The organism is Enterobacter cloacae complex sp. P18RS (assembly GCF_014982105.1).
Taxonomy (GTDB): Bacteria; Pseudomonadota; Gammaproteobacteria; order Enterobacterales; family Enterobacteriaceae; genus Enterobacter; species Enterobacter hormaechei_C.
The window spans coordinates 59572-82067 of record NZ_JADCKV010000010.1 but is presented as its reverse complement, the minus strand read 5'-3'; the positions used below and the strand labels follow the sequence as shown (position 1 = coordinate 82067).

General features: G+C 55.0%; 22 protein-coding genes. 11 read left to right on the top strand and 11 right to left on the bottom strand.

Going from position 1 to position 22496, the window contains the following annotated elements; all coding sequences use genetic code 11:
• Positions 1-33: 33 nt before the first annotated feature.
• Positions 34-825, bottom strand: coding sequence for a DNA-binding transcriptional regulator KdgR (kdgR, locus tag INF61_RS07440; protein WP_015570299.1), 792 nt, complete (start codon positions 823-825; stop codon positions 34-36).
• Positions 826-1003: 178 nt separating this feature from the next.
• Between kdgR and INF61_RS07435 the strand changes: the two genes are divergently transcribed.
• Positions 1004-2377: an MFS transporter gene (locus INF61_RS07435; protein ID WP_032648592.1), complete on the top strand. Its 1374-nt coding sequence runs from the start codon at positions 1004-1006 to the stop codon at positions 2375-2377.
• A 51-nt stretch (positions 2378-2428) separates the two neighbouring features.
• Here the strand turns inward: INF61_RS07435 and htpX are convergent, their stop codons facing one another.
• From htpX to INF61_RS07415, 4 genes are all read right to left on the bottom strand, one after another.
• Positions 2429-3310, bottom strand: a complete 882-nt coding sequence (gene htpX / locus INF61_RS07430) for a protease HtpX (protein WP_045348666.1) — start codon at positions 3308-3310, stop codon at positions 2429-2431.
• A gap of 193 nt (positions 3311-3503) precedes the next feature.
• Complete coding sequence (gene prc / locus INF61_RS07425) at positions 3504-5552, bottom strand: carboxy terminal-processing peptidase (RefSeq protein ID WP_015570296.1); 2049 nt, start codon at positions 5550-5552, stop codon at positions 3504-3506.
• 19 nt (positions 5553-5571) lie between these two features.
• On the bottom strand, positions 5572-6258 hold the full coding sequence (gene proQ, locus INF61_RS07420) for an RNA chaperone ProQ (RefSeq protein ID WP_003859895.1): 687 nt from the start codon (positions 6256-6258) through the stop codon (positions 5572-5574).
• Positions 6259-6354: 96 nt separating this feature from the next.
• On the bottom strand, positions 6355-6852 hold the full coding sequence (locus INF61_RS07415) for a GAF domain-containing protein (RefSeq protein ID WP_006811006.1): 498 nt from the start codon (positions 6850-6852) through the stop codon (positions 6355-6357).
• A 132-nt stretch (positions 6853-6984) separates the two neighbouring features.
• Here INF61_RS07415 and yebS point away from each other — a divergent pair, with 132 nt between their 5' ends.
• The 4 genes from yebS (at position 6985) to INF61_RS07395 (ending at position 12736) form a co-directional block, all read left to right on the top strand.
• Positions 6985-8268, top strand: coding sequence for a membrane integrity lipid transport subunit YebS (yebS, locus tag INF61_RS07410; protein ID WP_047740716.1), 1284 nt, complete (start codon positions 6985-6987; stop codon positions 8266-8268).
• On the top strand, positions 8237-10870 hold the full coding sequence (locus INF61_RS07405) for a PqiB family protein (RefSeq protein WP_017693254.1): 2634 nt from the start codon (positions 8237-8239) through the stop codon (positions 10868-10870). Before yebS ends, INF61_RS07405 begins: the two co-directional genes overlap by 32 nt.
• A 56-nt stretch (positions 10871-10926) precedes the next feature.
• Positions 10927-12390: a 16S rRNA (cytosine(1407)-C(5))-methyltransferase RsmF gene (rsmF, locus tag INF61_RS07400; RefSeq protein ID WP_023314333.1), complete on the top strand. Its 1464-nt coding sequence runs from the start codon at positions 10927-10929 to the stop codon at positions 12388-12390.
• Between the two features lie 106 nt (positions 12391-12496).
• Entirely contained in the window at positions 12497-12736 is a 240-nt protein-coding gene (locus INF61_RS07395) for a YebV family protein (RefSeq protein WP_003859885.1), read from the top strand.
• 34 nt (positions 12737-12770) lie between these two features.
• On the opposite strand, the gene pphA is transcribed toward INF61_RS07395, so the two are convergent.
• Positions 12771-13415 (bottom strand): protein-serine/threonine phosphatase, encoded by a 645-nt coding sequence (gene pphA / locus INF61_RS07390; RefSeq protein ID WP_193547655.1) that lies wholly within the window; start codon positions 13413-13415, stop codon positions 12771-12773.
• 167 nt (positions 13416-13582) lie between these two features.
• Here pphA and INF61_RS07385 point away from each other — a divergent pair, with 167 nt between their 5' ends.
• Together INF61_RS07385 and INF61_RS07380 are read left to right on the top strand one after the other, a co-directional pair.
• On the top strand, positions 13583-14563 hold the full coding sequence (locus INF61_RS07385) for a VirK/YbjX family protein (protein ID WP_193547654.1): 981 nt from the start codon (positions 13583-13585) through the stop codon (positions 14561-14563).
• A gap of 45 nt (positions 14564-14608) precedes the next feature.
• Entirely contained in the window at positions 14609-14806 is a 198-nt protein-coding gene (locus INF61_RS07380) for a hypothetical protein (protein ID WP_126804890.1), read from the top strand.
• A gap of 126 nt (positions 14807-14932) precedes the next feature.
• On the opposite strand, the gene INF61_RS07375 is transcribed toward INF61_RS07380, so the two are convergent.
• The 3 genes from INF61_RS07375 to yobA are packed head-to-tail and all read right to left on the bottom strand — an operon-like array spanning position 14933 to position 16530.
• Positions 14933-15271 (bottom strand): YebY family protein, encoded by a 339-nt coding sequence (locus INF61_RS07375; protein WP_003859787.1) that lies wholly within the window; start codon positions 15269-15271, stop codon positions 14933-14935.
• 16 nt (positions 15272-15287) lie between these two features.
• Complete coding sequence (gene copD / locus INF61_RS07370) at positions 15288-16157, bottom strand: copper homeostasis membrane protein CopD (RefSeq protein WP_017693249.1); 870 nt, start codon at positions 16155-16157, stop codon at positions 15288-15290.
• A 1-nt stretch (position 16158) separates the two neighbouring features.
• Positions 16159-16530, bottom strand: coding sequence for a CopC domain-containing protein YobA (gene yobA / locus INF61_RS07365; protein ID WP_017384342.1), 372 nt, complete (start codon positions 16528-16530; stop codon positions 16159-16161).
• A 137-nt stretch (positions 16531-16667) separates the two neighbouring features.
• Here yobA and INF61_RS07360 point away from each other — a divergent pair, with 137 nt between their 5' ends.
• The 3 genes from INF61_RS07360 to exoX all read left to right on the top strand — a co-directional run bounded on the left by INF61_RS07360 (position 16668) and on the right by exoX (position 18347).
• Positions 16668-16898, top strand: coding sequence for a DNA polymerase III subunit theta (locus INF61_RS07360; RefSeq protein ID WP_047727163.1), 231 nt, complete (start codon positions 16668-16670; stop codon positions 16896-16898).
• A 111-nt stretch (positions 16899-17009) separates the two neighbouring features.
• Positions 17010-17660: a carbon-nitrogen hydrolase family protein gene (locus tag INF61_RS07355; protein WP_003859783.1), complete on the top strand. Its 651-nt coding sequence runs from the start codon at positions 17010-17012 to the stop codon at positions 17658-17660.
• A gap of 24 nt (positions 17661-17684) precedes the next feature.
• The gene (gene exoX / locus INF61_RS07350; protein ID WP_015570288.1) at positions 17685-18347 is read left to right on the top strand and encodes an exodeoxyribonuclease X; all 663 of its coding nucleotides are present in this window, start codon (positions 17685-17687) and stop codon (positions 18345-18347) included.
• Here exoX and ptrB read toward each other — a convergent pair.
• Positions 18329-20404: an oligopeptidase B gene (ptrB, locus tag INF61_RS07345; protein WP_017693247.1), complete on the bottom strand. Its 2076-nt coding sequence runs from the start codon at positions 20402-20404 to the stop codon at positions 18329-18331. The two genes, exoX and ptrB, sit on opposite strands and share 19 nt — an antisense overlap.
• Before the next feature lie 75 nt (positions 20405-20479).
• Complete coding sequence (locus INF61_RS07340; protein ID WP_015570286.1) at positions 20480-21130, bottom strand: tellurite resistance TerB family protein; 651 nt, start codon at positions 21128-21130, stop codon at positions 20480-20482.
• Between the two features lie 171 nt (positions 21131-21301).
• On the opposite strand from INF61_RS07340, the gene purT reads away from it, so the two are divergent.
• Positions 21302-22480 carry a formate-dependent phosphoribosylglycinamide formyltransferase gene (gene purT, locus INF61_RS07335; protein ID WP_033486804.1) on the top strand — a complete coding sequence of 393 codons (1179 nt, stop codon included), beginning with the start codon at positions 21302-21304 and terminating at the stop codon, positions 22478-22480.
• The last annotated feature ends 16 nt before the right edge of the window (positions 22481-22496 follow it).

Sequence of the window (22496 nt, the reverse complement as noted above, 5' to 3'; positions counted from 1 at the left end):
GCAAAAGTGCGGCGTTTTTATTGGTGGCGTCGATCAGAACGGATAATCGTTATAGCCCATCTGCTCTGAAATTTTGCGCGCTGCGGTATGCAGAATCGCCACATATTCATGAAGACGCTCTTCAGAGAAACGCAGCGTTGGGAACGAAATGCTCAGGCCCGCAATGACAACGCCGAAGCGGTCAAACACCGGCACACCGATGCAACGCAGCCCCTCTTCCTGCTCTTCGTTATCTTCCCCGTAACCCTGCTCACGCACTTTATCCAGCACGCTCAGCAGTTCTTCCGTACTGGTAATCGTGCGGTCGGTGCTGCGTTTGTACTCCACCCCGTCAAGGATTTGCTTCACCTCTTCGCGATCGCGCCAGGCCAGCAGTACTTTACCAATTGCGGTGCTGTACAGCGGGTTACGACGACCAATGCGTGAATACATGCGCAGGTTGTACATGGAGTCAATTTTGTGGATGTAAACAATGCTGTCTTCATCCAGCGCACCGAGGTGAATTGTCTCTTTCGTCAGTCGTGAAAGTTCACGCATCTGAATGTCAGCGCTGCGGATCAGATCCACGTTCTGCAAGGCACGGGCGCCCAGTTCAAACAGTTTCAGGGTCAGAGAATATTTTTCTGATTCTCCTTCCTGCGCGACATAACCCAATGATTTCATCGTCTGCAAAAAGCGATAAACGGTGCTTTTCGACATCATCACACGCTGCGACAACTCTGTAATACCAATTTCACGCTCTTCTCCGAGCGCCTGCAAGATGCCAAACACCTTCAGCACGGAAGAAACAGAATCTGGCTGCTTATCCAAATCTGCGATTGCCATTTATCACCTCATGGAGAGTGTTTTATAAAAATCAGAACCGGTTTTTATTATAAATTCGTGTGATGCGTGCTGCAATCTATCTGGGTTTACTTCGTTACAAATCTGCGACATAAAACCGAAATAACGATGCTAAAATAGTTACTCTGAAAATAATTTCACGTTGAGCCATTCTTTTCCCATGCAAAAAAACGTTTCTGATGGCCTGCCCTTACCGCAGCGGTACGGGGCAATTGCCACTATTGTCATCGGTATTTCGATGGCTGTCCTTGACGGTGCGATTGCCAACGTGGCTCTTCCTACGATTGCCAAAGACCTTAATGCTTCGCCGGCAAGCTCCATCTGGATTGTGAACGCGTACCAGATAGCGATTGTGATTTCCCTTCTGTCACTCTCTTTCCTGGGCGATATGTTTGGTTATCGCCGGGTTTACCAGTGCGGGCTGGTGGTGTTTACCCTCACCTCGCTCTTCTGTGCCCTTTCAGATTCACTGCACACCCTTACGCTGGCGCGTATCGCGCAGGGCTTTGGCGGCGCGGCGCTAATGAGCGTGAACACGGCCCTGATACGGCTTATTTATCCTCAACGCCACCTGGGGCGCGGCATGGGCATTAACTCCTTTATTGTGGCCGTGTCGTCCGCCGCCGGCCCAACGATTGCCGCCGCCATCCTGTCCGTTGCCTCGTGGCAGTGGCTGTTTGCCATTAACGTGCCGCTGGGCATTGTGGCGATCTTCTTCGCCCTGCGCTATCTTCCGGAAAATGGTCCGAAAAGTACCATGCCACGTTTCGATCTGCCCAGCGCCGTGATGAACGCGCTGACTTTTGGCCTGCTGATTACCGCGCTGAGCGGATTTGCGCAGGGACAGTCTCTGTCGCTCATTGCCGCAGAAATCGTTGCCATGCTTATCATCGGCTTTTTCTTTGTACGACGTCAGCTGGCGCTGCCCGTGCCGCTACTTCCGGTGGATTTGCTACGTATTCCGCTGTTTTCGCTATCTATTTGTACCTCCATTTGCTCGTTCTGCGCCCAGATGCTGGCGCTGGTTGCGCTGCCGTTCTTTTTGCAGAGCGTGATTGGCCGTTCAGAAGTGGAGACAGGCTTGCTGCTCACGCCCTGGCCGCTGGCAACCATGGTGATGGCCCCGCTGGCCGGTTACCTTATTGAGCGCGTCCATGCTGGGCTTCTGGGGGCGATTGGGCTGGTTGTCATGGCGGTGGGACTGTTTTCGCTGGCGCTCCTGCCCGCCTCGCCGGGGGATCTGGATATTATCTGGCGCATGATCCTGTGCGGGGCCGGTTTTGGTCTGTTCCAGTCCCCTAATAACCACACGATTATCACCTCTGCCCCACGTCATCGCAGCGGTGGCGCCAGCGGGATGCTGGGCACGGCAAGACTGTTAGGGCAAAGCACCGGGGCCGCACTGGTGGCGTTGATGTTTAACCTTGCCGGGCAGAATGCGACACAGGTTGCGCTGATTACCGCAGGGACCCTGGCGACCCTCGCGGCTGTCATTAGCGGCCTTCGCGTCACCCAGCCAAAGGCGCAGGCATAAAAAAACCGGGCGGAGAATGGCTCCAGCCCGGTTCTTTTCAACCCGATTACGTTACTTCAGGTATTCGCCGCTACGCAGCGCTTCAATACGTTTATCCAGCGGCGGGTGAGACATAAACAGCTCGCTCAGCGACTTTGATTTGCCGTTGATGCAGAAGGCCATCATGCTGTTTGCTTCCTGCGGCTCGTAGCTGGTTTTAAGACGTTGCAGCGCAGCAATCATCTTTTCACGACCCACCAGTTTCGCGGAACCGGCATCCGCGTGGAACTCACGATGACGGGAGAACCACATGGTAATGATGCTTGCCAGGATACCGAACACCAGCTCCAGCACCATTGAAACAGCAAAATAGATCAGCGGGTTGCCGTTGCTCTCTTCACCCTCATCACGGTTGCCACCCATAAACCCGGCAGCAATCTGTGCCAGAATACGAGAAATAAAGATAACGAAGGTGTTCACCACACCCTGGATCAGGGTCATGGTGACCATATCGCCATTGGCGATATGGCTGATCTCGTGAGCAATAACCGCTTCCGCTTCGTCACGGCTCATGTTTTGCAGCAGGCCGGTACTGACGGCCACCAGGGACGCGTCACGACGCGCACCGGTAGCAAACGCGTTAATATCCGGCGCGTGGTAGATGGCTACCTGCGGCATGGCAATGCCCGCCTGCCTTGACTGCTGAGCAACCGTGCTCATCAGCCACTGCTCCATATCGTTACGCGGTTGCTCAATAACTTCACCGCCCACAGATTTCAATGCCATCCACTTCGACATCAGCAGTGAAATGAAAGAGCCACCGAAACCAAACAGCAGCGCCATAATCAACAGACCCTGAACGCTGCTCGACTGAATTCCCGTCAGGCTTAGCACCAGCCCGAATACCACCATCACCGCCAGGTTGGTGAGCAGGAAGAGCGCGATTCGCATCATAATATTCTTTTAACCTCAGTTTAACAAAACGCACTATGCGATTACCCACATCGTATGGGTATTACGGCTATTTTCAAGCATCCAGACGGCGTAAGTCACCAGAAAGACACAACTTTACACAATTGGAAATCCGCCTGACGGAAGGAGGAGGTACATAAAGAAACAGGCACAATTTCTTGTGCCTGTTGGGGGATTATTTTGTCGGAGCAGGTTGCAGAGCGGGTTTCTCTTTTTCCAGCTTCGCGAGATCAAGCGCGATATGCACCGTCTCGTCCAGATACGGATCGGGCTCCTGGTAATCCTTAGGCAGATCGTCCAGTTTTTTGAGCAGAGGCTTGCCTTCACGTTTGAAGCGATCGTTGATACGCGCCAGACGTGTCGCGTCATCTTCATTGTTCTCTTTCTCACGCTGGGCGTAGTTCAGAGACACAATGTTCCGTTTCGCTTTCAAAGCGTTGAAACGCGCGATGTCCTTCATGATGTACTGGAATTCCGGATCCTTCCCGATGCGATCGTTGTGATTTTTCAGCAGTTCCGGTCCGAACTGTTTCATATCACCCGATTTCACGAATGTCGCGGCATCAATGCTATCCCACGGCAGCGCGTTATCTTCAAACTTCTCGCCCGTTTCCGTCTCTTCGGTACCTGTCGGCATCATGATATCCGGCGTCACGCCTTTGCGCTGCGTACTGCCGCCGTTTACGCGGTAAAACTTCTGAATGGTGTACTGTACTGAGCCCAGCGCTGGCCATTCAGGGCGCAGCATCTGGTCGTAAATACGGTTCAGAGAGCGGTACTGCTGAACGGTGCCCTTGCCAAACGTCGGTTCGCCGACGATTAATGCTCGGCCGTAATCCTGCATGGCAGCAGCGAAGATTTCCGATGCAGAGGCGCTGAAGCGATCGACAAGCACCACCAGCGGACCCTTATAGTAGACCACACCATCGGTATCGGCATCTTCACGCACTTTACCGTTGTTATCGCGCACCTGTACCACCGGGCCAGACGGGATAAACAGCCCGGAAAGCGAGACGGCCTCGGTCAATGCCCCGCCGCCGTTGCTGCGCAGGTCAATGATCACGCTGCTGACATTCTGCTTTTCAAGCTTCTGGAGCTGCACTTTCACATCATCGGTCAGGCCGACGTAGAAACCTGGGATATCCAGAACGCCAACCTTCTCTTTACCCACGGTTTTCACCGACATTTTCACCGCGCGATCTTCCAGACGGATACGCTCACGGGTGAGAGTAACGATACGGGTTTTAGTCCCCTTACCGGCTGGCAGGATCTCCAGGCGGACTTTGCTGCCCTTCGGCCCTTTGATCAGCGCAACAACATCATCAAGACGCCAGCCAATCACGTCCACCATGCTCTTTCCGGTTTGACCCACACCGACAATACGGTCGCCTACGCTGATCGCTTTGCTTTTCGACGCAGGGCCACCGGCCACCATGGAGTTGATTACGGTGTAGTCATCGTCCATCTGAAGCACAGCACCGATACCTTCCAGAGACAGGCTCATTTCGGTATTGAACTGTTCGGTGTTACGTGGAGAGAGATAATTAGTGTGCGGATCAATTTCATGCGCAAACGCGGTCATCGCCAGCGAGAAAACATCTTCACTGTTGGTCTGCGCCAGACGACGAATAGCGAATTTGTATCGACGATTTAACGTCTCACGGATCTCTTTCTCGTCTTTGCCTGTAAGCTTGAGGCTCAGTTCGTCATATTTGACTTTTCCGTCCCACAGCGCATTCAGTTCAGCCTCGTCTTTCGGCCATGGCGCTTTGCTGCGGTCCAGATTAAAGGTGTCGTTGCCGGTGAAGTCCATCGGACGTTCCAGCACTTTCAGCGCGTATTGATAACGCTCAAAACGGCGCTTTTGCGATAAGTTGTACAGATCGTAGAACAGATCGAGCTTACCGGAGCGCAGCTCATCACCCACTTCGGATTTGCGTTTAGCGAACTGTTCGACATCGCTGGCCAGCAGTACGTTATGGCTGTAATCCAGCAAGTTCAGATAACGGTCAAAGATTTTGGCCGAAAAGGCCTGATCGAGATCGAACTGACGATAGTGCGAACGAGTAAAGCGCGACGTCACGCGCTCACTCACCGTCGCGTGCTGAGTCTCTTCCTTGAGCACCGGAATTTGATCAACACGCGTAATATCGTCCACAGCGAAAGCGTGGCCTGTTATAGCAAACAGGCCAGCCAGCGCGGTGAGCTTAAAAAAAGTGTTCATGCCAGGCTCGGCCTCCGTTTCAGAACAACAAGTGTTCTGCGCGTACAATCATTGACATACCAGAAGTCAGCTGTACACGAACGCCATCTTTGGTGATTTCCAGTACGGTGGCGTCCATCGCGTTGTTACCCGCTTTCACCTTCAGAGACTGACCTACGCTCAGCGCATTGATGTCAGAAACAGGGGTGTGACGCGGCTCTTCACGCGGCGCACGTGGGGCTTTAGCTGCGGGTTTGTCAGCACGCGGTTTGCGATCGTTATTTTCAGTACGACGCGGTGCCGGGCGCGGTTTACGCTCGCGACGAGGGGCGTCTTCCTGACCGTTTGCCGCTGCGGCTTCGCGTTTTTTCGCCTGCTGTTCCGCACGCTGTGCCTGCACGCGAGCTTTGGCTTCTTCAAGCTGCTTACGCGCATGCTCTACGTGCTGCTCGTCCAGCTCACCGCACGGGTTGCCGTCAAGGTCGACACGGGTCGCACCCGGCTTGATACCGTACAGGTAACGCCAGCTCGAGGTATAAAGGCGCAAGGCAGAACGAAGCTGCGTTTTGCTGAGGTTCATCTCCCCCTCAACGCGCGCGACCAGATCCTGAAAGATACCGACTTTCAGAGGACGCGCTTCACCTTCAGCGCTGAAGCACTGCGGGAAACGCTCGGCCAGAAATGCGATAACTTCTTTACTGCTATTCAACTTAGGTTGATTTTCCATGAAATTTCCTGATTACAACGGACGTTGCCAACAAGCGCAGGCATGAACAGGCGACATTATAATGACGCTATCAGTAAATGCTACGTTATCCGTTGATTATCCTGCGACGCTCGCAAAGAATTTATGATAATCGGTCTCTGCCAGAACATTTTCCAGGTTTGCGGCCAGCGCGCGCAGCCCCTGCTCATCCTCGGCAGTAAAGCGGCTGAAGACCGTGCTGTCGATATCCAGAACGCCAATAATCTGATTTTTAACCACCAGCGGCAGTACGATTTCAGAATTGCTGCTGGCATCGCAGGCAATGTGGCCGTCAAACGCATGAACATCTTCGACACGCTGAACCTGACGGGTCGCCACTGCGGTACCGCACACGCCACGACCTACCGGGATGCGTACGCAGGCGAGTTTACCCTGGAAAGGCCCCAGCACCAGCGTGTCACCTTCCAGCAGATAAAAGCCCGCCCAGTTCACGTCAGAAAGGCGTTCGAACAGTAACGCACTGGTATTTGCCAGAGTGGCTAAGAAGCTGGTTTCCCCTGCCATTAATGCCTTAAAATCGCGATTCAGATCCGCGTAGAATTCTGTTTTGTTCATTATTCAATCACTTAGTTATCTTACATAGTTACCGCATAGCCTATTAAAATAAGCATTAAATGCGCTCATGCTCAAGATGAATCCGTTCATGAGTTATTATAACTTTCAACAATACTAATCTGTGTGCGACTGATGGCCCTAAAAACACCCCAAATTACGCCGACACGAAAGATCGTTGTCCGTACGGTAAGCCAGGCTCTGCCCCGTGCACATTATCAGCGTTGTCCCCAGTGCGATACGCTTTTTATGTTGCCGAAGATGAAATCGCACCAAAGTGCTTTTTGTCCATGCTGCGATGCCAAAATCCGCGATGGCCGGGACTGGTCATTGACGCGTCTGGCGGCAATGGCGGTCACCATGCTACTGCTGATGCCCTTCGCCTGGACCGAGCCGCTGTTAAAGCTCTACCTGCTTGGCGTGCGTATTGACGCTAACGTGTTGCAGGGGATCTGGCAGATGACGCGCCAGGGCGATCCGCTTACGGCCGCCATGGTGCTGTTCTGCGTCGTCGGCGCGCCGTTGGTGCTGGTCGCGGCAATTGCCTACCTGTGGTTTGGCAACATTCTGGGGATGAACCTGCGCCCTGTCCTGCTCATGCTGGAAAAGCTCAAGGAGTGGGTGATGCTGGACATCTATCTGGTAGGCATTGGCGTGGCCTCCATCAAGGTGCAGGATTATGCGTTTTTACAACCCGGCATTGGACTTTTCGCGTTTTTTTCACTGGTCCTGCTGAGTATTTTGACCCTGATTCATCTCAATGTTGAACAGCTTTGGGAGCGATTTTACCCGCAGCGCCCCGCGACCCGGCCTGATGAAAACCTGCGCGTCTGCCTGGGCTGCCATTACACCGGTTTTCCGGATAAACGCGGGAGGTGCCCACGCTGCCACATTCCGTTAAGATTGCGACGCAACAACAGCCTGCAAAAGTGCTGGGCGGCGCTAATCGCCTCCCTGGTATTTTTGTTCCCGGCCAACATGCTGCCGATCTCCGTAATTTATGTGAACGGCGCCCGTCAGGAAGATACTATCCTTTCGGGGATTATCTCTCTGGCGCACAGTAACGTGGGGGTCGCCGCCATTGTTTTCATCGCCAGTATTCTGGTGCCCTTTACCAAAGTGGTGGTGATGTTTACGCTGCTTATCAGCATTCACTTTAAATGCGAACAAGGACTACGCACCCGCATCCTGCTTCTGCGATTTGTGACCTGGATTGGTCGCTGGTCGATGTTGGATCTGTTCGTGATTTCGCTGATGATGTCGCTCATCAATCGCGATCAGTTACTTGCTTTTACCATGGGACCCGCAGCTTTTTATTTCGGCTCTGCGGTGATATTGACTATTCTTGCAGTGGAATGGCTGGACAGCCGCTTACTTTGGGACGCACATGAGTCAGGAAACGCCCGCTTCGCCGACTGAAGCGAGAATTAAAACAAAACGCCGCATTTCGCCATTCTGGTTGCTGCCTGTCATCGCGCTGATGATCGCAGGCTGGCTTATCTGGACGAGCTATGAAGATCGCGGAAGTACCATCACGATTGATTTCCAGTCTGCGGACGGCATTGTCGCCGGACGTACCCCCGTTCGCTTCCAGGGGGTGGAAGTGGGTACCGTGCAGGATATTTCTCTCGGCAAAGGGCTGAACAAAATCCAGGTCCGGGCGAGCATTAAGTCTGATATGCAGGATGCCCTGCGCGCCGAAACGCAGTTCTGGCTGGTCACGCCTAAAGCCTCCCTGGCCGGCGTTTCCGGGCTGGATGCGCTTGTGGGCGGTAACTATATCGGCATGATGCCCGGCAAAGGTGAGCCACAGGATCACTTTGTTGCGCTGGATACCCAGCCGAAATATCGGCTGAATAACGGCGATTTGATGATCCATCTCCGCGCGCCGGATTTGGGCTCGCTGAACAGTGGTTCTCTGGTCTATTTCCGCAAAATTCCGGTAGGCCGCGTTTACGACTACGCCATTAACCCGAACAAAGATGGCGTGACTATTGATGTACTCATCGAGCGCCGTTTTACCAACCTGGTAAAAAAAGGCAGCCGCTTCTGGAACGTCTCAGGCGTCGATGCCGACCTGAGCTTAAGCGGTGCGAAAGTGAAGCTTGAGAGCCTGGCGGCGCTGGTGAATGGCGCTATCGCCTTCGACTCACCTGCTAACTCCAGCCCTGCCGCCGCAGAAGATACCTTTGGCCTGTACGCCGACCTGGCGCACAGCCAGCGCGGTGTCATCGTCAAGCTGACCCTGCCGGATGCCAAAGGCCTGAAAGCCGGTTCGACCCCGCTGATGTACCAGGGTTTAGAGGTCGGGCAACTGACAAAATTAACCCTCAATGCGGGCGGTTCCGTTACCGGCGAAATGACGGTGGATCCGAGCGTGGTGGATCTCCTGCGGGAAAAAACGCGCATTGAACTGCGTAATCCGAAGCTCTCCCTCAGCGACGCCAGCATCAGTTCTCTACTGACGGGAAGCACCTTTGAGCTGATCCCCGGCGAAGGTGCGCCGAACAAAAACTTTGTTATCGCACCGGCGGATAAAGCCCTGCTGCAAAAACCGGGCGTGTTGACGGTTACGCTGAATGCACCGGAAAGCTACGGTATTGAAGCCGGGCAACCGCTGATCCTGCACGGTGTGCAGGTGGGCCAGGTCCTCGAACGTAAGCTGTCGGAAAAAGGGGTCTCCTTCTCCGCCGCCATCGATCCGCAGTACGGCAACCTGGTCCACGGCGACAGTAAATTTGTGGTTAACAGTCGGGTCGACGTGAAGGTGGGTCTGGACGGGGTTGAGTTCCTCGGCGCCAGCGCCAGTGAGTGGGTTAACGGCGGGATCCGCATTCTGCCGGGCAGCAAAGGTGCGCTGCGCGAAAGCTATCCGCTGTTCGCCAATCTGGACAAAGCCATTGAAAACAGCCTCGGCGACCTGCCAACCACCACGCTGACCTTAAGCGCTGAAACGCTGCCGGATGTCCAGGCAGGCTCCGTCGTGCTTTACCGTAAGTTTGAGGTGGGGGAAGTGATCACCGTTCGTCCTCGTGCGGACGCGTTTGATATCGAACTGCATATCAAGCCGGAGTACCGCAAGCTGCTCACGCCAAACAGCGTGTTCTGGGCTGAGGGTGGCGCGAAAGTGCAGCTCAACGGCAGCGGGCTGACCGTACAGGCATCGCCTCTCTCCCGTGCCCTGCGCGGTGCGATCAGCTTCGATAACCTGAGCGGCGCCGGCGGCAACATGCGTAAAGGTGACAAGCGGATCCTCTTCCCGTCCGAAACCGCGGCGCGCGCGGTCGGGGGCCAGATTACTCTGCACACCTTTGATGCCGGTAAACTGGCAGAAGGCATGCCCATCCGCTATCTCGGCATTGATATCGGGCAGGTCCAGAAGCTGACGCTGATCACCGCACGCAATGAAGTGCAGGCGACCGCCGTGCTTTATCCGGAATATGTGCAGACGTTCGCCCGGGCAGGCTCGCGTTTCTCAGTAGTTACGCCGCAAATTTCTGCCGCAGGGGTTGAGCATCTCGATACCATACTTCAGCCGTACATTAACGTTGAACCGGGTCGCGGCAACGCACGTCGTGAATTTGAGTTGCAGGAGGCCACCATCACCGACTCCCGTTATCTGGACGGTCTGAGCATTGTGGTTGAAGTGCCGGAAGCCGGTTCGCTGGGCATCGGTACGCCGGTCCTGTTCCGCGGCATTGAAGTAGGGACAGTAACAAGCCTGACGCTGGGTAATCTGTCCGATCGCGTGATGGTCGGCCTGCGCATCAGCCAGCGTTATCAGCATCTGGTGCGCAACAACTCGGTGTTCTGGCTCGCTTCAGGCTACTCGCTGGACTTCGGCCTGACCGGTGGCGTGGTCAAAACGGGGACCTTTAATCAGTTCATTCGCGGCGGCATTGCCTTCGCGACGCCGCCTGGCACGCCTCTGGCGCCTAAGGCGCAGGCAGGTAAACACTTCCTGCTGCTGGAAAGTGAACCGAAAGAGTGGCGCGAATGGGGAACGGCGCTGCCGCGTTAATCTCGCAGGCTCCGGTGTCAACGCGCCGGAGCCTTTATGTTACACTGCGCACCTGAATGTTTCCCTGTGGTGTGCCCGTGGCTCAAAACTCCGTATTTCTTCCCGAACAATTCCTCGCACAGATGCGCGAGGCGCTTCCAGCTCATCTCTCTTTCGACGATTTCGTCGCCGCATGCCAGCGCCCTTTGCGCCGGAGTATTCGCGTCAATACGCTGAAAATCAGCGTCGGGGCGTTTCTGGATCTCGTCTCCCCCTACGGCTGGCAATTAACGCCAGTGCCGTGGTGTGAAGAGGGTTTCTGGATCGAACGGGATGACGAGGAGAGCCTGCCGCTCGGCAGCACCGCCGAGCACCTGAGCGGGCTGTTTTATATTCAGGAAGCCAGCTCCATGCTGCCGGTTGCTGCGCTGTTTGCCGACGGGAACCAGCCTGAGCGGGTTATGGATGTCGCGGCGGCGCCGGGCTCTAAAACCACGCAGATTGCCGCCCGGATGAACAACCGCGGCGCGATCCTCGCCAACGAATTTTCCGCCAGCCGCGTTAAAGTCCTGCATGCCAATATCAGCCGCTGCGGGATCCACAACGTCGCGTTAACGCACTTCGATGGTCGCGTGTTTGGCGCTGCCCTGCCGGAAGCCTTTGATGCCATCCTGCTCGACGCGCCCTGCTCCGGCGAAGGCGTGGTGCGTAAAGATCCTGATGCGTTAAAAAACTGGTCCGTTGAAAGCAACCTGGAGATCGCCGCCACGCAGCGCGAACTGATCGACAGCGCGTTTCATGCCCTGCGCCCAGGCGGGACGCTGGTTTACTCTACCTGCACGCTGAATCGCGATGAAAACGAGGACGTCTGCCTGTGGCTCAAGCAACGCTATGTGGATGCCGTCGAGTTTCTGCCGCTGGACACCCTCTTCGACTCGGCCAGTCATGCGGCCACGCCTGAAGGCTTCCTGCATGTCTTCCCGCAGATTTACGATTGCGAAGGCTTCTTTGTTGCCCGTCTGCGTAAAACCCGCGCCGTCGATCCCTTGCCTGCCCCTAAGTTTAAGGTCGGCAACTTCCCGTTCGCGCCGGTCAAAGGCCGTGAGGCGGCACAGGCGCAAGCGGCTGCGAGCAAAGTCGGCCTGCACTGGGATGAGAGCCTGCGCCTCTGGATGCGTGACAAAGAGCTGTGGCTGTTCCCGGTCAACATCGAACCGCTGATTGGTAAGGTGCGTTTCTCCCGCCTCGGTATTCGCCTAGCGGAGATCCACAACAAAGGCTATCGCTGGCAGCACGAAGCGGTCATTGCGCTGGCCGGCAGTGAGAACACCTTTGCCCTGACGCATCAGGAAGCGGAAGAGTGGTATCGCGGTCGTGACGTTTACCCGGAAGACGGCCCGTCACAGGATGAAGTCATCGTGACGTATCAGGGCTATCCGCTGGGGCTGGCGAAAAAAGTCGGCTCGCGGCTGAAAAACAGCTATCCGCGCGAACTGGTACGCGATGGCCGCCTGTTTACCGGTAACAACCGCAGCGCCTGAAAAAAAGCGCATTTTTTTACTGGCGATTTCGCTCTCCTTGTCTAGGATCAAAAATGGGTGACTGCACTGGTCATACCAGATTTTGGGCAACAAACCGGAGAGCATTATGACGAAAACCAGCGTACGCATTGGCGCTTTTGAAATCGACGACGCTGAATTGCGCGGCGAATCACAAGGCGAACGAACGTTAAGTATTCCCTGCAAATCCGATCCGGATTTGTGCATGCAGCTGGACGCCTGGGATGCAGATACCAGCGTCCCGGCAATCCTAGATGGGGAACATTCCGTTCTGTACCGTGAGCATTACGACAGTAAAACCGATGCCTGGGTCTTGCGTCTTGCCTGACCCAAAGAGAACCCGCCCGAAGGCGGGTTATTTATTACTGAAGCTGCGCCAGCGTCAGAAAGCCCCCGAATACTGCCCCCGTATCAATGTAGTGCAGATTGTTAAAATCGTAGCGTTTGTCCACAGGCGTATGTCCAAACCAGAAGTGATCCGCGCCGCTAATGCCCTGCCCTTTGCCCACCATAAAGCCCATTAACCGGTCGCGATCCCACAGCACGCGCTGGACATCCACCGGCTTATGCCAGCCATATTCAGCGGAGGGATAATCCGCATGAGCAATCACGTTCAGACCGTTTTTGCAGGTTATTTCAATAATGTGCGGTAAGTCCCGACACGCATCGAGTAAACCCTTCGCCTGTTTTTGTTGAGCGTCCTTAAGCCAGGTAAACCAGTTACCGCCATTTATCGACCAGAGACTAAAATCATTATTTTCAAGCGCATCTAACGCCATTTGCTCGTGATTACCGCGTACCGCATAAAACCAGTTTTCCTGCATCAGCTGTAAACATTTTACGCTGTCAGGCCCGCGATCGATAATATCCCCCACCGAGATCAGCAGATCCGTATCAGGATTAAAATGCCGTCGTTTCAGCTCATCCATAAGCCACTGATAGCAACCATGTATATCGCTGACAACCCAGACATGACGCCAGTGTTCTCCCTCTATTTTCTGATACATAACGCCTCCTGTAAGAAGTATAGCTGCCACAGAAAATGTCATGAGCTGGCGTTGGATTTTGCCAATCCAAACAAACCATAAACCAGCCGGAAATAAAGATCGCTGCGCTATTAATCCCTTATTCCCTGGCCTTTAAAATAGAGCGGAATAAAAAGAGGGATTTTCACGTGTCAAACATACACCTGCAAAACGATGTTTTTTATCCGCATCGCACAAATATTATTTCTGAACTGGTGAGAGGAAAACGCGTTCCCGGCCCAATCTGGCACAAACGTGATTACCGGTTAAAGTTTCTTCTACGCTCGCTTTTATTCTGGTCCTCCACCCATCGCATGCTGGAGGCCCTGTCCGGGCGCGATGATTTCGACAGGCTGCTCACCTCTCAAATTACCTTGCCGAGCAAAACTCACCGCCAGTATCTGATGCGCGGCCTGAACTCAAACGATCGGGCCGATGCTATCATCAGCCACTATCAGTGGATTGATAGTCTGAAAAACATCGCCCTCGCCCACGCGCTGACCAGCCCGCAAGAGGCGCCAGTTGTCCGGTTCGAGGCAAAAAACGGCGAAATCTATACCGTCCACGCCTCGTCCGCAGGTAAGGCCGAACGCGAAGGCGAAAGCACGCTTTGGCTGCACGACAATGACAATACGCTGCTTGCCAGCCTGACGTTCTGTGTCGCACGCAGTAACGGCCGTACGGTGCTGGTGATCGGCGGCCTTCAGGGTCCACGTCGTCATGTTTCACGGGAGGTGATTAAGCAGGCTACCCGTGCCTGCCATGGGCTTTTCCCGAAACGCGTGCTGATGGAGGTGATCTTCCAGCTTGCCTCACGCTCGAACATTAGCGCGATTTTTGCCGTCAGCGATGAAGGCCATGTTTTCCGCGCGCTGCGCTACCGTCTGAGCAAAGGCCGTCATTTTCACGCCAGCTACGACGAGTTCTGGGAAGGCCTGAACGGAAAGAAACTCTCCCCCTTCTGCTGGCAGTTGCCGCTCCAGATGGAGCGTAAAGCACTGGAGGAGATTGCCAGCAAAAAACGCGCCGAATACCGTCGCCGCTTTGCGTTACTTGATGATATTGCGGCTTTCGTACATGCGCGCATTGATCCCGCAGTCGTCTCAGGCAAAATACAAACAAAAATTTAACAAAACAGCCAAAAAGGACTGGACTTACGCCTGCCGGGTTGTGGTATGTTTGAAGCAGGTGCACAGGAAGTGAACTTTCTGCCGAGACGAAAACCGGATTTTATCGTTTATTTTCAAGCAGATAAAAAGAGACCGAATACGATTCCTGTATTCGGTCCAGGGAAATGGCTCTTGGGAGAGAGCCGTGCGCTAAAAGTTGGCATTAATGCAGGCTCAATCGCCTTGCCCTTTAAGAATAGATGACGACGTCAGGTTTTCCAGTCCACAGTAAAAGTGGTCTGAAAAAAAGCGTCAGAACATCACTAAATGTGAAAAACCGCAGAGCTTTTACAAGCACCTGCGGTTTTTTTTTTACTGGAAACCTGACGGCTAGCAGAGCTTTTCAGCGCGCTCAATAAACGGTGCCAGACTCTTCTTCTGCCCGGGGTTTGCCGGGTCATCTACCTGGATCACGCTGACAGGCTGTCCGTTACTTTTCCCGCTGGCAACCTGCTGCTCCGCCACGTCATTTAACGGATACTGCACGAGCGTACTGGGATTGATGACATACAGCGCGTTACCGGGACGGCAGGTAAGCATGACTTCTTCACGATTAAATGCCCAGTTGTCCTTACCCACTTCAAACCGGCTGACAGTGATGACCTGCGGCGCGGCTAACGCACTGCTGGCACAGGTGAGAAGTAAAAGAGAAAGCAGTGTCTTTTTCATATGTTATTTAACCTTGTCAGAAGGGTTCCCAGGTCGCGAACAGGCTGACGGCGGCCAGTACCAGCGCGCCCAGCACCACCTCTGCCTGTGTCATCCTGATAAAAATCTGTTGTTCCCGCCCGGCCTCCGGGCGAAAGCGTGGCACAAGAAAATACCGATTCGCCAGGGCAATTGCCACCATCATCATGACCAGCGCACATTTGAACAACAACAGCTGGACATAAGGCGCCTGCCACGGCACGTTTATGCCAACAATAAAGAGCGTATTGATTATCCCGGTCAGCAGCACGCCTGCCACGGCGTAATGCCCCACGCGGGAGAAGCGCATCATGGTAAAGATAGCGGCTGGCTGCCAGCGGCCTTTCGCCAGACGCATACAAAACAGCAGCGGCAGTAAACCACCCACCCAGGTCGCGGCGCAGAGCAGGTGAAGCGCATGGTTGAGACGATGCAACGCTCCCGGTGCGCCACCGTTCATCGCGGCATGTCCCACGCCCGCCAGCAGCACCAGCTGCCCCATCGCGAGCAGTAACAGCCGTGAGCCTTTTTGCGGGGTAAGCCATGCGGCGCCCGCCGTCACAGCGGCCAGCACCATTTGCCACAACCAGACGCCGCCAAATTGCGTTCCCAGCACGCTGCGCCAGACCGCCGGACGAATGACATCGCCCCAGCCGTTGCCCATCAACCCACTTTGCAGGCCAAACATCAGCAGAGCCGCTATCAGGCTGATTAAGGCCGCGAGTTTCTGCTGCCGCTGGAAACGCCGGGTCATGAGGCGCTGCAACGAAGACGGCGCAAACCAGACGCTGTAAAGCGCGTTGCCGAAAAGCAGCATCAGCGCAGCAAAATGGATAAAGCGTAACGCGACGTAGCTCAGGGTCAGCATGCTATTTCACGCTAAAGTGATAGCTGCCTTTGGTTTTGTGGCCATCCACGGAGACCACATGCCAGTCCACCGTGTAGGTGCCGGACGTCAACGGTTTCTCAAGAGGAACAATCAGCTTTGCGTTATCCTTCTCGTCACGCTTCACCGCGCCGGTCTGGATCTTGTGCTGCTGTGCGTCCGTCACCACCACGCCGCTGAAGGCAGGCTCAATGCCTTCCGAGAAGTTCAGGGTAATGACCTCTGGTGCCACCGCAACGGTATTTTCCTGCGGGGATTGCTGCTTAAGATGCGCATGGGCCAGAACTGAGGGCGTGATGGCTGAAGAGAGCAGAAATGCCAGCGCGCACGCGACACGGGAAGGGGTAAAATGCATCACAATCATTCCTTTTCGTTATGCCTGAATGCTAAAGAATAACTCTGTATAATTAACGAGTCGAGGAACATCCTTTGCTCCCTTGTCATCGTTGAACAATCGCGGTAACGTTGCCGCCGCAGAAAAAGGAGAAGGAAATGAACGTTAATCTGGCCGCCCTTCCTCAGGACGAGATGGACAAAGTGAATGTCGATCTCGCCGCCGCGGGGGTCGCATTCAAAGAGCGTTACAACATGCCCGTCGTGGCTGAAGTGATAGAGCGTGAACAACCCGCGCATCTGCGCGACTGGTTTCGCGAACGTCTCATTGCGCATCGCCTCGCCTCCGTCAATCTCTCGCGCCTGCCGTACGAACCTAAAGTTAAATAAGCTTAACGTCTCGTTACACTTCCTTACGCGTTATGTGGCAGGATAAGAAACCCCTGATAAATTTAGGTGTAATCTTAAAATCCCAGCGACTTAGTGTATAAGGAAGTCACGATGTCACGATGGAATATTGCCGCGGCTCAGTATGCCCCGCGGCACAACTGTGTTGATGAGCACGTAAAACATCACCTGCACTTTATTGCCGAGGCTGCATGGCATGGGTGCGATTTGATCGTCTTTCCGGAGCTTTCGCTTACCGGCCCAGGCGGAACATCCTTACCCCCACCCCCTGACGATTTGCAGCTTGCCCCCCTCCTTCACGCCGCCCAGTCACGTTTCATCACGGTGATTGCTGGTATTACGCTCCAGCAACACGGCCAGCGCCAGAAAGGACTCGCGCTTTTCACCCCTAACCTGTCGACCATTCGGCGTTATCCGCAGGGCAACGGTGCGGGTGTTATTCCTGGCGATAAACGGTTAACCATCGTGGATAACCAGGCTGACGCCCCGGAACTGGACCCGGAGGCAACGCTGTTCACCAGCAGCCTGGCCGTGGGCGAGCATCGCTGGCGGCAATCCATCGGTTCGTTACAACGCTTCGCGCACAAGTACGCCATCGCGGTATTAATGGCGAACGCGCGCGGCGGTAGCGCGTTATGGGATGAAAAAGGTCAGCTGATCGTACGTGCCGATAAGGGAGAACTGCTGCTAACCGGTTCTTTAGGCCAACAGGGTTGGCAAGGCGATATCATTCCATTAGGCTAGGCATTTTTGGATCAGGAGCGATCAATGCTGCGCGTTATCGATACCGAAACCTGTGATTTGCAGGGTGGAATTGTGGAAGTCGCTTCTGTCGACGTGATTGACGGAAAGATAGTCAACCCCATGAGCCATCTGGTGCGCCCGGATCGTCCCATCAGTGCGCAGGCGATGGCGATACATCGTATTACGGAATCGATGGTGGCGGATAAGCCGTGGATTGAAGAGATCATCCCTCTTTACCACGGTAGCCAGTGGTATGTGGCCCATAACGCCAGCTTTGACCGCCGCGTGCTGCCGGAGATGCCCGGCGAATGGATTTGCACTATGAAGCTGGCGCGCCGTCTGTGGCCGGGGATCAAATACAGCAATATGGCGCTGTATAAGTCGCGTAAACTCAGCGTGCGGACGCCGGAAGGGCTGCATCATCACCGCGCTCTTTACGACTGCTACATCACCGCAGCGCTCCTGATTGATATCATGAATACTTCCGGCTGGACGCCAGACGATATGGCGACCATTACCGGGCGCCCCGCGCTACTGACCACCTTTACGTTCGGAAAATATCGCGGGAAGCCAGTATCGGAAGTGGCGGACAAAGATCCGGGCTATCTGCGCTGGCTGTACAACAACCTCGACAGAATGAGCCCGGAACTGCGCCTGACGCTGAAGCATTATTTAGGCGAAGCCTGAGTCCCCGCCCGGCCTGGCAGCGTATCCTGCGCCAGGCCAATCAAAAAGGCGTACTCCAGCGCCACCCCCTCATAGGATTTAAATCGCCCTGATTTCCCTCCGTGCCCCGAGTCCATATCGGTACACAGCAGCAGCAAATTATCGTCAGTTTTCAGCTCACGCAACTTCGCCACCCATTTCGCGGGCTCCCAGTACTGTACCTGAGAATCGTGCAGGCCGGTGGTCACCAGCATATGCGGATAGGCTTTCGCCTCGACGTTATCGTACGGGCTGTACTCTTTCATGTAGCGATAATAGGTTTCATCCTGCGGGTTCCCCCACTCCTCAAACTCCCCGGTGGTCAGTGGAATGGACTCATCCAGCATGGTCGTCACCACGTCCACAAACGGCACCTGGGCGATAACCCCTTTAAACAGTTCAGGCCGCTGGTTGATCACGGCGCCCATTAGCATGCCCCCGGCGCTGCCTCCCATGCCAAAGCAGAGCTGCGGATCGCCATAACCCTGCGCGATCAGCGCATCGCAAACATCAAGGTAGTCATTAAAGGTATTTTTCTTTTTGAGAAATTTTCCGTCTTCATACCAGTGCTGACCCAGCTCGCCGCCGCCGCGAATATGGGCAATCGCATAAACAAAACCGCGGTCGAGCAGGCTCAGCCTGCTGCTGCTGAAATCGGCGTCCATGCTGGATCCATAGGAGCCATAGCCATAGACGAGGATGGGGTTTTTACCTTTGTTGAAGTGCGCCTTGTGATAGACGAGCGACACTGGGACTTCAACGCCGTCGCGTGCGGTCACCCACAGGTGCTCACTGCGATAATTTTCCGACTCAAAACCCCGGACCTCAGCCTGTTTAATCACCTGACGCTGCCCGGTGTCCATATCCAGTTCAAACAACGTATCCGGGGTGGTCATCGACGAATAGCCGTACCGCAGGCGGGACGATTCCGGTTCCGGGTTAAAGCCGATCCACGTTACGTAAGCCGGGTCATCGAACGCAATGCCCACCACTTCGCGGGTTTTGCGGTTGATTTGGCGGATACTGGTCAGTCCGCGCTGACGCTCTTCCACCACCAGCCAGTCGGTAAACAGGGTGAACCCCTCCAGCATCACCTGATCGCGCGCGGGAATTAACACTTCCCATTTGCGTTCATCGCGCACTTTGGTTTTATAAAGGCCAAAGTTTTTGCCCTCGCGGTTCGAACGCAGGTAAAAGCTGTGCTGGAAGTGATCCAGGCTGTACTCATGATCTTTACGGCGCGGCAGGAAGCACAGAGGCTGCGCATCCGGCAGCTCTGCATCCAGCAGCAGCACTTCTGAGGTGGTGGCGCTGGAGAGGAAAATGATCACGTAGTGGCGAGACGACGTTTTGTGCAGGCTGACATAGAACGTCTCATCTTTTTCCTCATACACCAGTTCATCGTCGGCGGAATCGGTCCCCACCGTATGACGCCAGACCTGATAAGGCAGCAGCGTTGAGACATGCTTTTTAACGTAGTAAACCGTTTCTGAATCGTTACCCCAGACGAAATCGGGGGAGACATTATCCAGCATTTCGGGATACCAGTTTCCCGTTTCAAGATTGCGGAAACGCAAACCGTACTGGCGGCGGGAGAGGTAATCCTCAGCCAGCGCCATAATGGCGTTATCGGGGGAAATGGACATGCCGCCCAGCGTATAAAACTCACTGTGGGCAGCACGTTTGTTGGCATCCAGCAGGATCTCCCATTCATCCCACTCGGCGCTCAGCACAGACTGGCGCTGGTAGATGGGATATTCGTTTCCCGGCTCATAAATATGGCGATAGCGATAACCGTTTTTGCACCACGGGGCAGAGACATCACGCTGGGGGATACGCTGCACCATTTCCTTCAGAAGTTGATCCTGAAGCGCCTGCTGGCTGGCCATGACCTGGCGGCCATAGTCGTTTTCCTCGTGCAGATAGTCCAGCACCTCTGGCCGGGAACGAGAATCGTCCCGCAGCCAGTAGTAGTTATCGATACGCGTATCGCCATGCGTGGTGATCGCATAAGGAGTACGTCGGGCTTTTGGAGGCATGGCATTCTTACTTTTTCGTTTTACATCCTATAAGGTTGGCAAAACACGCGTATGATGCAAGCGAAACATGGCCTTCTAGCCCACGAGGGTCTGCTTCTGCTGCTGAATATCCTGCTCAATTCCCTCACGAACGTCCTGTGGGATCTTCAGCGCATCGCCCAAGGCGTTCAGGTAGCTGCGCTCCATAAAGTGATCGATATCGATGGCGGCACAGCTCAGAAAATAGAGTTCCAGCGCCTCTTCTTCGTTTTTCACGCTTTGCGCCAGACGCTGCGGATCAAGCGGCTGTTCGATGGCCTGCGCCACCAGCGCCCTGCCCTGTTCCTCAACGCCCGCTTCCCGCATCTGCTGTTCAATTGCGGCACGTTCACTGGCATCAATATGCCCGTCGCTCTTGGCCGCAAAGACCAGGGCGAGGATCAACCGCTCGGTGCGTAAATCTAACGGCGATACCTGCTTCCCGTATTGCGGTTCATCCTGATGCGCGCTGCGCACCTTGTCTTTGTATTTGTTCCATAAGACGGAGCCTGCAATAGCCCCTCCGCCCGCCAGCAGCGCGCCGGTACCGTATTTGGTAAGCAGTTTCCGCGATGATTTATTGGCAACCAGCAAACCGGCCAGCCCGCCGAGCGCACCCGGCACCAGCAGCTTGCTCAGACCCTGCTCGCCGGACGACGAGCCTTTTTGTCCCAACAGGGATTGCAGTTGATTCATCCAGCCTGACATATTTTTCCTCACGTAACAGTGCGTAACCTTCACAGCCTAAGCGAGCGGGTGTCAGGAAATGTCTGTCAGTGCTAAAGAAGCGCAAATTTCCCTGCTGTCCGGTTATCCCCATACAAGACAGACGCAAACGTTTTCGTTTATACTGCCCGCATCTTTTTCAGGGGGATTTTTATGACTCGTTTAGGAACCGCGCTGCGTCCCGCCGCGACGCGCGTCATGCTGTTGGGATCGGGTGAACTGGGTAAAGAAGTGGCCATTGAATGCCAGCGTTTAGGTGTGGAAGTAATTGCGGTGGACCGTTACGCGAATGCGCCCGCCATGCACGTCGCGCATCGCTCGCACGTCATCGATATGCTTGACGGTAATGCGCTGCGGGGGTTAATTGCCGACGAAAAACCGGATTTCGTGGTACCTGAAATTGAGGCCATTGCCACTGAGATGTTGATTGCCCTTGAACAGGAAGGCCAGCGCGTGGTGCCCTGCGCCACTGCGGCAAAACTGACCATGAACCGGGAAGGCATTCGTCGCCTGGCGGCAGAAGAATTACAGCTCCCGACCTCCAGCTACCGTTTTGCCGGGGATAAAGCTGCGTTTCTCCAGGCCGTAGAGGAGATTGGCTACCCGTGCATCATTAAGCCGGTAATGAGCTCCTCCGGCAAAGGGCAGAGCTTTATCCGCGACAGCAGCACGCTGGACAACGCCTGGGACTATGCCCAGCAGGGCGGCCGAGCCGGGGCCGGGCGCGTCATCGTGGAAGGCGTGGTGAAGTTTGATTTTGAAATTACCCTGCTCACCGTCAGCGCCGTGGATGGCGTTTATTTCTGCGACCCGATTGGTCATCGCCAGGAAGACGGCGATTATCGCGAATCCTGGCAGCCGCAGCAGATGAGCGCGCTGGCGCTGGCACGCGCACAGGAGATCGCCCGCAAGACGGTGCTGGCGCTGGACGGCTACGGCCTGTTCGGCGTGGAATTGTTTGTTTGCGGCGACGAGGTGATCTTCAGCGAAGTCTCCCCTCGTCCGCACGATACCGGGATGGTTACGCTGATTTCACAGGATCTCTCCGAGTTCGCGCTGCACGTACGCGCTTTCCTCGGCCTGCCGGTTGGCGGCATCCGTCAGTACGGCCCGGCAGCCTCGGCGGTGATCCTGCCGCAGCTGACCAGCCAGAATGTCACCTTTGATAACGTCGAAGGTGCGGTTGGCGCAGGCTTGCAGGTCCGGCTGTTCGGCAAACCGGAGATCGACGGAAGCCGTCGTCTGGGCGTGGCATTAGCGACCGGGGAAAATGTGGACGAAGCCGTCGCGAGAGCAAAAAGAGCGGCTGCGAACGTCAGCGTAGCAGGATAAAAAAACGGGCCGAAAG